The 10,390-nt window shown below is 62.5% G+C and carries 12 protein-coding genes; 5 read left to right on the forward strand and 7 right to left on the reverse strand.

All coding sequences use genetic code 11. The features are described 5' to 3' along the window. Positions 1-430 precede the first annotated feature (430 nt). From VNH11_19745 to VNH11_19755, 3 genes are all read right to left on the reverse strand, one after another. The gene (locus tag VNH11_19745; GenBank protein HVA48609.1) at positions 431-826 is read right to left on the reverse strand and encodes a UPF0175 family protein; all 396 of its coding nucleotides are present in this window, start codon (positions 824-826) and stop codon (positions 431-433) included. Between the two features lie 110 nt (positions 827-936). Continuing rightward, positions 937-1,392: a hypothetical protein gene (locus tag VNH11_19750; GenBank protein HVA48610.1), complete on the reverse strand. Its 456-nt coding sequence runs from the start codon at positions 1,390-1,392 to the stop codon at positions 937-939. 100 nt (positions 1,393-1,492) lie between these two features. Then, positions 1,493-2,482 carry a DUF1080 domain-containing protein gene (locus tag VNH11_19755; protein ID HVA48611.1) on the reverse strand — a complete coding sequence of 330 codons (990 nt, stop codon included), beginning with the start codon at positions 2,480-2,482 and terminating at the stop codon, positions 1,493-1,495. 483 nt (positions 2,483-2,965) lie between these two features. On the opposite strand from VNH11_19755, the gene VNH11_19760 reads away from it, so the two are divergent. Continuing rightward, a complete protein-coding gene (locus VNH11_19760) occupies positions 2,966-4,363 on the forward strand; it encodes a hypothetical protein (protein HVA48612.1) in 1,398 nt (465 codons plus the stop codon). Positions 4,364-4,395: 32 nt separating this feature from the next. Here the strand turns inward: VNH11_19760 and VNH11_19765 are convergent, their stop codons facing one another. Then, a complete protein-coding gene (locus VNH11_19765; GenBank protein ID HVA48613.1) occupies positions 4,396-5,520 on the reverse strand; it encodes a GNAT family N-acetyltransferase in 1,125 nt (374 codons plus the stop codon). Positions 5,521-5,658: 138 nt separating this feature from the next. Here VNH11_19765 and VNH11_19770 point away from each other — a divergent pair, with 138 nt between their 5' ends. After that, a complete protein-coding gene (locus tag VNH11_19770; protein ID HVA48614.1) occupies positions 5,659-5,889 on the forward strand; it encodes a hypothetical protein in 231 nt (76 codons plus the stop codon). Next, on the forward strand, positions 5,886-6,272 hold the full coding sequence (locus VNH11_19775; GenBank protein HVA48615.1) for a type II toxin-antitoxin system VapC family toxin: 387 nt from the start codon (positions 5,886-5,888) through the stop codon (positions 6,270-6,272). The genes VNH11_19770 and VNH11_19775 overlap by 4 nt, the downstream gene beginning before the upstream one ends. Positions 6,273-6,289: 17 nt before the next feature. Here VNH11_19775 and VNH11_19780 read toward each other — a convergent pair whose 3' ends face one another. Both VNH11_19780 and VNH11_19785 read right to left on the reverse strand, forming a co-directional pair. Continuing rightward, complete coding sequence (locus tag VNH11_19780) at positions 6,290-7,090, reverse strand: RNA methyltransferase (protein ID HVA48616.1); 801 nt, start codon at positions 7,088-7,090, stop codon at positions 6,290-6,292. Beyond that, positions 7,056-7,763: an NAD(P)H-hydrate epimerase gene (locus VNH11_19785; GenBank protein ID HVA48617.1), complete on the reverse strand. Its 708-nt coding sequence runs from the start codon at positions 7,761-7,763 to the stop codon at positions 7,056-7,058. The genes VNH11_19780 and VNH11_19785 overlap by 35 nt, the downstream gene beginning before the upstream one ends. A 244-nt stretch (positions 7,764-8,007) precedes the next feature. On the opposite strand from VNH11_19785, the gene VNH11_19790 reads away from it, so the two are divergent. Further along, positions 8,008-8,238, forward strand: a complete 231-nt coding sequence (locus VNH11_19790; protein HVA48618.1) for a zinc ribbon domain-containing protein — start codon at positions 8,008-8,010, stop codon at positions 8,236-8,238. Between the two features lie 7 nt (positions 8,239-8,245). Further along, on the forward strand, positions 8,246-9,025 hold the full coding sequence (locus tag VNH11_19795) for a metallophosphoesterase family protein (protein ID HVA48619.1): 780 nt from the start codon (positions 8,246-8,248) through the stop codon (positions 9,023-9,025). A gap of 62 nt (positions 9,026-9,087) precedes the next feature. Here the strand turns inward: VNH11_19795 and VNH11_19800 are convergent, their stop codons facing one another. Further along, positions 9,088-10,212 carry a glycosyltransferase gene (locus VNH11_19800; GenBank protein ID HVA48620.1) on the reverse strand — a complete coding sequence of 375 codons (1,125 nt, stop codon included), beginning with the start codon at positions 10,210-10,212 and terminating at the stop codon, positions 9,088-9,090. Between the last annotated feature and the right edge of the window lie 178 nt (positions 10,213-10,390).

Here is a 10,390-nt window from a genome sequence, read left to right on the forward strand (position 1 = left end):
CACCTTACCCCGAAAGAACTGATGCACGACCGACAATCTGAGCCTCCAACTCCGGCGCTCGACGCTGGCCAGGTCGCCGCTGCGCGGCTGCCGGTCGCGGAATTGTGGCCAAAAAGCGATCGGGATACGCTTATTTAAGGGCTAGGTCAACAAAGCCTGAGTCTGAACAGCAAAAACAAATGCGCGCGTTCCTGGCAACGCTTCCCTTTCCACTACCCTTTGATTCAAACACTGTACCGGTTTATGCGGCCCTGCGCGCCGAGCTGTGGAGACAGGTCGGAACGAAGCAAGGACGAAAGTGGAAGGAAAAATATCCAGAGGAGTTGGTTTGCCGCATAACTGGCAAGGAGCTTGGCATTGACGAACGCGACCTTCAAATCGCCTGTATTGCCGTCCAATACAACTTGATCTTGGCAACCGCCGATCGCAATTATGGGATGCTTGCGATAGAGCAAGCGTCAACGGCCATCGCCGCCAAAGACAAAACTCTCGTCTTGCGCGTAGACGATTGGGGCAAGTAGAGTACGCCGTCCGCCGCCACCATCGCCCCGAGTGACGACCGCTTTTGTTTTTCGTTTTTCTGCCGCTTTCGGCTCAGCATCTCGCGCTCAAGAGTTTCGCGGTCGCGCTCGTAGTCTTCGAGCGAATACGCTGCTTCGATGTGACGCTCTTTCATTAAACCGTCGGCCTCGTAGACCGCTATGCCGAGCAGCTCGGCGACTTGTCCGATGCTCAGTTTCTCGGCCTGATACCAGGCGATAGCCATTGCTTCCTTTGCTGCCTGAGTCAAATCGCCACCAAGCTGCTTTTCCAGCGACTGTCGCACGGTGTCGGGAATGTCGATCGTTAGCTTCATCGGCCATTGCCTCCTCAAGGAACCATACCGCGCCGCGGACGCATCCGTCAAGAAAACCAGCAATATGGTAGTGGGTCAGTCTAATCCTGAGATTTCTTGTCGTCATCCGCCGGCGATTCGAGCTTCGGCTTAACGACGGTGCCATCCATGAGCACAATCAACGCGATCTTGTGGCTTCCAGTTCCAGGGGTAACGCCAGTTTTTTTGGACCCGTAGTAGTACACGAGCCATATCCAGCGCTGCTGATCCGACAGCGGGGGAACCATCAAATGGAGAGAGCCTTGGTGCCATTCGCAATCTTCAGGAAGCTCGATGGCTGCGTCTAGCACGATTCTCGCAAGGTTCATCGCGGATCTTGCCGACACCGGCGGGTTAGGCTTATCGTCGGCCCATGCCGGCGAATCGAGCAGCTTGGCTTCCGATACCGCGCTAACGTAGGTTTTGCCGAATGCGCTCGAACGGAGAGTGAAGTCGCCCTGCTGGAAACACATCAGGGCTGACGCGAGCATGACGCGCGATGCAAAAAGACCGACCACAGGGATACCTCGTTGTTAGATTTGACGGAAAGCCAGCGCGGCGGCCGCCCGTGTGGACTTGTTCGGGCGTTTGCCGCGACTTGGGCTGAATTCAAAGAGCCTATTTCCGCTCGACGACCCAGATGTTGCGATACACCACGGGGTTGCCGTGGTTCTGCAACATCAGCGGGCCGGTGGGGGCCTCTTTCGATCGGCCGCCCGGCGTCAGCCGCGGAATCTCCAGGTCGTCGTAGATCACCACGCCGTTGTGCCGCAACGTGGCCCGCGCGTTGGCGACTTTCTTGTCGCCGTCGAACTTGGGCGCCGTAAACTCGAAGTCGTAGGTCTGCCAGGAAAGCGGCGGCAAGCACATGTTCACTTTCGGCTCGATCATCGCATACAGCCCGCCGCACTCGTTGTTCTTTCCTTCCAGACCGAAAGAATCGAGCACCTGGAACTCATAGCAGTCTTGCAGATAGACGCCGCTGTTGCCGCGGGCCTGGCCCTGGGCCGTGGGCATGAACGGCGTGCGAAACTCGATGTGCAGCGTACAACTTCCGAACGACTGCTTGCTGCGGGTGCCGACCTGCAGCCAGCCTTCGGGCGTCATCTTGCCGCCCTCGAAGTTGTCGGCACTGGTGCCGTCGAACAGCACCACGGCGCCTGCCGGCGGCTTGGCGCCCAGCGTCGGGCTTTTGCGCTCGACCTTGTTCAACTTGCCGTGCTCTTTGCCCGACGCGTCGAGCACCTTCAGCACGCCCTGCTCGATGCGTCCCTCATGCTTCTCGCCCTTGAATACCGTGACGCTCCCGTCGGTCTTGCCTTCGATGCTATGTTTGTTGTCGCCCTTTTGCCAGCCTTCGCCCGGCAGCCCGCCGGGATAGGCGACGGCGCGGAATTTACCGTCGCCCAGCGCGATCACCTGGATGCCCAGCTTTCGCTGTTCGCCGTCGGCGGCGGTGACCTGACCGACGTACTCGCCCTGCGTGACGAAATCAGGGCCGGCCGAAGCGGCATCGGTGAACGTAGGTAGGCCGCCTTCCGCGGCGCAGGCCGCCAGGGTCGGTGCCAACGAAAGCGCGCAAAACAAACAAAAGCCGGAGCGAGACATGGGTGCGGTCCTCATCGTGTTGGTGTGCGAAAAAGCCGAACGTCGAGGATAATCGAAGTCGAGACGGTTGGAAAGGATGAGGCATCCGCCACAAAAGCTGCAACTTGCTTGACGCCGCGGCGGTGAGTGGTACGATCAGGGCTGTGAGAAGAGGCGGCCTACGGGCCTCATGTCTGCGGCGGAACACCGCTCAAGTTGCTCTTCGCGTTGCGGAAACCCGACCTTCCGTTTGGTCGAGTGTCGAACACCGATCCGCATTTGGGTGTGCCTTCCCTCAGCACGGCCAGAACCGTTTGCCGCTGGGTCCGGTTTTTAATCGGCTGAGGAGGTTTCCCTATCAAGTTGCCGGCGCCCCGCGTTCAAGGCCGTCTCGGAACCGGCCGATGGGCGAGGCGGCGCCAGGTCCCCAGGTGTTTTCAGGCGACGGCCTGCGCAGGTGTTGCTGCCAGATCCGGCCCTTCTTTTACGCGGAGCAAGAGAGCAATGAGGTCCTTGTTTCAATCGTGGCAGTTGGCGGGCGGGGCGTTGGGAATCGTTCTATTACTGCTCGGCGCGGCTCAAGGGGGCGCGCCGGCCTCGGTTAACGGTGCCGGCAAGGCCGCGGCGGCCGCCCAGAAACCGCGGCGTACTGATGGCGGCGCGACGTCGAACGATTTGAAACTCATCAAACCCCGTGGCCGCAACCAGGCTGCCGACACGGCCGATGGCGAATTGCTGGACCAAACTGATCGGCAGAACCGCACCGTCGAGGGCTTTTTGCGGGCCGAGGTCCGCAACGGCCTGAACCGAGCGCGCCAGACTATGGGCAGCAATCCCGAACAAGCCCAAGAAACGCTCCAGTTGCTCATCGACAAGGTGCGCCGCGCCGGCGAACTTCGCGCCAAGGTGCGCACCCAGCTCGTCGAGTCGCTCGAGGCCGCGCTGCGGGCGGCCCGCCGCGAGGTTCAGGCCCAGGCCGAGCGCCGGCTTGAGGCCCAGCAAGCCGCCGCTGAACGCGAAGCCCTGGAGCGCATCAATCGCGCGCTGTTTTTGCAAGAACAGAAAACCGATCAGCTCATGTTGCGGTTCAACGCCCTGATGGGCGAAGAGCGCTATCGCGATGCCGAGGCGCTGGCCGCGATCGCGGAAGAAATGAATCCGGGGCAGGCCGGATTGCGCGGGGCCGAGTTGACCGCGCGAATGGTGGGATATGCGGCTGACATGAACGCCGTGCGCGACATGCGGCACAGGGGCTTCGTCGACGCGGCTTACCAGGTCGAGTTGTCGCACGTGTCGAGCCCGGACGAGCCACCGATCATTTACCCCGACGTCGAAACGTGGCAGTTGCTCACCGAGCGCCGCAAGAAGTACAAAGCGGTCGACGTGAAGCAGCACGGCCCCAGCGAGACCAAGATTCTGGCGGCCTTGGACGACAAGACCGAGCTCGATTTCACCGAGCAGCCGCTGACCGACGTCATCGATTACCTCAAGCAGCGGCACAACATCGAGATCCAGCTCGACAACCGGGCGATCGCCGAGTCCGGCATTGGCAGCGACGCGCCGGTCACACGCAGCATCAAGGGCATCACGCTCCGCTCGGCCTTGAAGCTGTTGCTCGGCGAGATGGACCTGACGTACGTGCTTCGCAACGAGGTGCTGCTGATCACCAGCCGGACCGAAGCCGAGAACATGCTCAGCACGCGCGTCTATCCCGTGGCCGACCTGGTGGTTCCGATTCAGCAACCGCGAGCGGGTGGCATGGGTGGCATGGGCAGCATCGGCCCCGGCATGGGTGGAACGAGCGGTGGCATGGGTGGCGGTATGGGTGGCATGGGTGGCGGTATGGGTGGTATGGGTGGCGGCATGGGAATGGGCATGGGTATGGGAGGTGGCATGTTTTGACGAGCGACATCGACCGGTGGCAAGTTGGTCCTTCATTTTGGATTCGCTTTGGCAGCCCGCAACGGCAGGTACGCGCGGACCCGGCGCCAGCAGGGACGCGCCGAGGCATAGCCGGCCAGCGCCAGACGGCTCACGAAGCGGCGAGGGGCAATCAGCACCTTGCCTACCGCGTAGTCGCGGGTGGCCCACTTGGCGGTCGCGTCGGTCAACGGTCCCCAAAAGTCGACCAGCCGCACGTCGCCCGAGCTAAAAAATCCTTCCAACAACATCGCTCGCAACAATTGGCCGGGCGAAAGCGCGGCATAGGCGGCATCATAGCCGACTTTGGTCGAGTAGTATGCGCCTTTGGCGCGGCATCCGTACTCGAACGCGATCGGCCGATCGTCGTGTTTCAGAAACATAAGTTGCAAATGTCCCAGGTCGGCCATGCTGCCGGCCTGGCGCAAATACCAGTCGAAGATAGTCGGCGCGCGCAAGATCGAAGTTCCCGCGCCGCCTTTCCAGCTCCGATCTTCGAGCTCGCAGGCATGTTTTAGCAACGTGGCCAGTTGCGCCGCGGGTTGCGTGTGTATCTCCAGCGAGAGTTTGCCGGACTGTTTCGCCCGCCTGGCCGCTTTGCGAAGATGGCGGCGATGATTGCCTGACCAGCGGGCCTGGTATTCGTCCCAGCGGCCGTCGATTTGCACCTGGCCAACGCGCTGAGACGGAACGACCATCGCGTCGAGACCGCGGCCCCTTGCCGCCGCGAGCAACGCCTGCCAGCGCGGCGCTTCGTAGGCCACCGGGGCCAGGCACAACAGGGGCCAAGGAGCTTCGTTCAAGCCCTCAACCAGGAGATCCAAGACAGCGGCTTCGTCGGCCGCATCGTCGAGCAAGAGGTCGCCGCACAATCCCCAGGCGTTCGAGGGCAGGCCTCCGCAAGCGGTCCATTTCGACGAATGCGAGGCGACCAACGGCAACGCCGCGAGAAAGGTCTTCCTTTGTTCAACGACCAGACCGTAAAACGCGGCGTCGGGCCTGAAGTGCGTCAGCCATTGGGCCGCGAACTCGGCCCGCGCGAAGGGCGCGCTCACCTCGCTGCGTTGCCAAAGCGCGTCCCATTGCGACGCCGCCTTGCGCAACTCCTCGGCCGAACGGAGATAGCTGAGCTTGAGCATGAGCTTCACGGTGGCTGTGTCGAAGCAACGATAGCTTTTTTATGACCGTGGCGGCGATGAATCCCCCGCCGTCACCTGTATAATGGAATGCGAGAGTAATGACCGCCGAAACGGAGAAGCAACGCGGAGACAAGAGGAATGACCACAGTACCCATCCAGGAAGCCGGAATCCGTCTTTCGGAATTGATCCACGGACTCAGGCCCGGCGACGAGGTGATTATCACCGAAGACAATCAGCCAGTGGCGAAACTCATCGGCCAAGCGATATCGGTTCGCCAGCCCCGGCGACGCGGTAGCGCTAAAGGGAAGCTGATCATTCATGAAGAAGACGAGGAGCACCTCAAAGACTTCAAGGAGTACATGCCGTGAGGCTTCTCCTCGATACCCACGCCTTCCTGTGGTACATCCTCGACGATCCACAATTGAGCGCGAAAGCCGATGCGCTTATTAGCGATGCGAACAACGAGATTGAAGTCAGTCCCGCTTCCTATTGGGAAATCGCGATCAAAATCCGGCTCGACAAATATTCTTTGCCGGAGCCATATCAGATGTTCATGGAGCGCGAGATTGCGACCAACGGCTTTCGTATTTTACATATTGAGCCGAAACACACGGCACTCATCACGACGATGCCGTTTCATCACCGCGATCCGTTCGACCGGCTGATCGTCGCTCAGGCACAGGTGGAGCAAATCGCGATTGTCAGCGGCGACACAGCCCTCGACGCTTACGGCGTCACGAGGCTTTGGTGAAGAGGCGGTTCGTTTTCTCATTGCTTCTTCCACCGCTGCCGCAGCGCCTCGTAAAACAACACGGCCGCGGTGGCCGACACATTCAAGCTGTCGGCCACGCCCAGCATGGGCAACTTGATGGCCACCACGTCTTCGCCACGCCAGGCGTCGGAAAGGCCGGCCGTTTCGCTTCCCAATACCAACGCTGCCGGCAGGTCTAGCCCTGCCTCGGTGTAGTGCATGTCGGCATCGACGCGGGCCGTATAAATCCGCAATGCATGCTCGCGGAGAAAACGCACCGCGTCTTCCGCGCTGGCCACGGCGACGGGCATCGAAAATACCGTACCCAGGCTGGCACGGACCACGTTCGGGTTGAACAGGTCGGTGCCCTGTCCGGCGGCGATCACCGCCGACACTCCCGCGGCGTCGGCCGTGCGCAGAATCGCCCCCAGGTTGCCGGGTTTTTCTAGGCCCTCGACCACCGCGACGAGCGGGCAGCCGGGCAACTGCAAGTCGGCCAGCGAGCGCCGCGGCGTCGTGGCCACGCCCATCACCCCTTCGGCACGCTCGCCAAAGGCCAGTTTTTCGAATACCTGCGGAGTGACCGTCAAACGAGCGACGCCCGTTTCGTCGATCCGCTTCAGGGCCTGCTGCGCGGCGGGCGATTGGCAGAGCGGTCCGCAAACAAAGAGTTCGACGAGCTCGACGCCGGCGGCCATGGCCCGCATCAGCTCGCGCGCGCCGTCGATGAGCATGCGGCCCTGCTTTTCGCGCTGCCGACGCTGGCGAAGCTTGACGGCGTCTTTAACGTGCGGATTGTGAAGGCTCGTGATGTGCAAGGGCGACCATCTCTTCCAGCAAGCGGCGGGGCGCACCGATCTCCAGCACATGGACTTCGCCGGTGTAGCGGTCGGCTCCGGGCGTCAAGAATCCAGGCTTCGAAGCCACAAAAGTGCAGGTGTGGCGGGCGCGGACGGTGGGCGTGGCGGCCGTGCCCGTGTCGCAATCGAGGCCGCTGGGCAGGTCGATGGCCACAATCGGGATTCCACTGGCATTGAGCTGCTCGATGACCGCGTCGACCGGCGGGCGCGGCGCACCGGTGGCGCCGGTGCCCAGCAAGGCATCGACAATCCACTCTGCGCCGGCAAGCTGCCGTTGGAATCGCTCGCCGTCGTGCTGTTGGCCGAAAACTTCGATCGGCACTTTCGACGTTCGCAAGATGTCGAAATTCACCGCGGCATCGCCCGACAGCTCGTGCATCGTGGTCCACAGCAACACGCGCACCGGCAGGCCGCGGAGATCGAGATGCCGGGCGACCACGAAACCATCGCCGCCATTGTTCCCCTTGCCGCAACAGATGATCACCGGGCCGCGCACGCCCAGTTGGCACAGAACGTCGGCCACGCCACGGCCGGCGTTCTCCATCAGCACGAGGCCCGACATGCCATACTCGGACACGGCGCGTCGATCGACTTCGCGGGTCTGCTGGCGGTTAAGTACAGTTGGCGGCATGGTACGGCAGGGTACAATAGATGCCGATGGGGAAACAAGACCCTCTGATCGGTTTTGAGAAACAGAACCGGCAATGCATTGAGCCTAGGGTGGGACCAGCGAGCTTGCGAGCGCCGGCCCACCGTTAGCGACGTCACTTGTGGTGGGCCGGCGCTCGCAAGCTCGCTGGTCCCACCCTGCGTCGAATACCGAAGTTGTTTGTCAAAACCGATCAGAGCCGAAACGAATCTTTTCAGCACCGACCATGCCACTCTACGAATATCAGTGCGACGCTTGCGGCGATGAGTTTGAGCTTCTCGTGCGATCGGGCGACAAGCCTGAGTGTCCAAGTTGCCGCAGCCCCCGGCTGGCCAAGCGGCTGAGCGTTCCGGCGGCCCCGGTAACTTCCGGCACCAATTTGCCGATGGCCGATGCTCCCTTCATGGGTTGCGGCAAGCCCGGCTGCGGCCCCGGCGGTTGCGGCATGGGCAACTGAGTCGCGCATGCGGATCGCTTGCTTCGGCGGAATCTACAGCAACTACCTGGCGCTGGAAGCGGCCATTCGGCTCGCCCAACGGCGCGGCGTCGACGCCCTCTATTGCTTGGGCGATCTGGGGGCCTTCGGCCCGCATCCCGACAGAGTGTTTCCCCTGCTTCGCGAGAACGGTGTCTTCTGCCTGCAAGGCAATTACGACGATTCAGTCGGGCACGGTCTCGACAACTGTCAATGCGGCTACATCGATCCTCGCGACAACCACTTCGCGCAAATCAGCTACGACTACACGTTGGCCAACACGTCGGACGAAAACCGTCGCTGGCTTTGCTCGCTGCCGCCGCAACATCGGTCCGATTTAGACGGACTCCGGCTGCTGATGTGTCACGGCAGCCCGCGCAAAGTGAACGAGTTTCTCTGGGAGTCGACCACGCCGACTCACTTTCTCGACAAACTGGCCGACGACCACGCGGCCGACGTCATCCTGGCAACGCACAGCGGCATCCGTTGGCAGCGAGCGTTGAGCGGTGGCAGGCGGTTCGTGAACGTCGGCGTGCTGGGCCGGCCGGAAAACGACGGCCGCACCAACGTCTGGTTCGCGATCGTCGGCCACGACCAAGACGGCGTCACGGTGGAGTATGTGCCGGTGGAATACGACCACCGCAGTCTGGCCCGTGAGATGGCGGAGGAAGGTTTGCCCGCCGAGTTCCAGGAAGCGGTATTGACCGGCTGGTGGACGACTTGCTTGGAGATTCTGCCCAGCAAGGAGCGGCGTCGAGGAAGGTATTAATCGCGCGTGGCGGAATTACTCTGCCCCAGCCACCCGCCCCACCAGACTTCTCACGAAGTCAGCTACGGGCACTGGCCGTCGCTAACTTCGCGATAATGGCCGGCGAGCGCTCGGGCTGCATGCTCCGCGCCGAATGCCTCTTCCATGCGGCGACGCGCGGAGCGGCCCATCGCTTCGCGCTCGGCGGGCGACTCGATCAATTCGACGATGGCCTCGGCCAACGAATCAACGTTGTTCGCGGGAACAAGCCGCGCCATGGTCGCCGCGGGAAAAACCTCGCGCGTGCCGCCGACATCGGTGGCGATGCATGCCACGCACGCCGCCGCCGCCTCCAGGAGCACTCGGCCCAGCGGCTCTTGCCGCGCCGGGTGAACCAGCAGGGTGACTTCGGGCAAGACCCGCTCGACGTGGACGATCGCTCCTAAGAAATGGAACCGCCGCGCCAGGCCCGCCGCCTCGATCGACGCGCGCAGGGCTGCCTCATACTCGATCGCTTCGGCCTTTTGCGAATGGCGTTCGCCGACCAGCAGCCAGTGCAGTGCCGGCAAGCGGTCTTTGACGCGCGCGGCGGCACGCGCCAGCACATCGTGCCCCTTGCGCATGACGAGCTGCCCGATGCTTGCCGCCAAGACCGCGTCGTCCGGCAAACCAAGTTCGCGGTGCAGCCAACCGGTGGGCGCCCGCGGCCGGAACAGGTTCAGATCGACGCCGTTATGGCAGACCCGCGTGCGCTCGGCACTTACGCCTTGCTTCAAGTGGAACTCGCGCGTGGCCTGCGACACGGCCAGCAGCCGCGCATGCCGATTCAGATCGGCCACCGCGGCGGCGCTCAAGCCGACGACGTCGCGCAGGTGCGCGATGCTCGGCATGCCGGCCGCTTCGACCACCGCTGCCGAAAGCCGCCCCATGCTCAGACTGTTGGCGTGCAAGAGCGCCGGCCGGATTTCTTCGAGCAGCGAGCGCAGCGCTTGCCGCAGTTGCTGGCGCGACATCGCCCGATCGGACGGATGCACGTTGAACGGCCGATGTTCGACGCCGCAACCAGCCAGCACATCGGCCAGCGGCCCTTCCGGCGGCGCCAGCGCCACAGGTTCGATGCCTGCTTGAAGCAAATAAGGTAACGTCGCCAGCAGCGAGCGTTCGCCCCCCAATAACGTCGGATACTCGAATAGCCAAGCGACCTTCAAGCCGACAGCAGAACCAAAGTCCGTGGCAAAATCAAGCAGCGCGGGGGGGCGGGTGTTACACGCGGATAGAAATGTCCCCTGTTTCTGACGGATAGAAATGTCCCCTTGGGTGTTCCTACTCCCGCTGTGGGGTTGGACTGCGTAGCGCAGGGAGCGCAGCGACCGGAGCGGAGCAGTC

This window comes from Pirellulales bacterium, from assembly GCA_035533075.1.
Lineage (GTDB): Bacteria > Planctomycetota > Planctomycetia > Pirellulales > JAICIG01 > DASSFG01.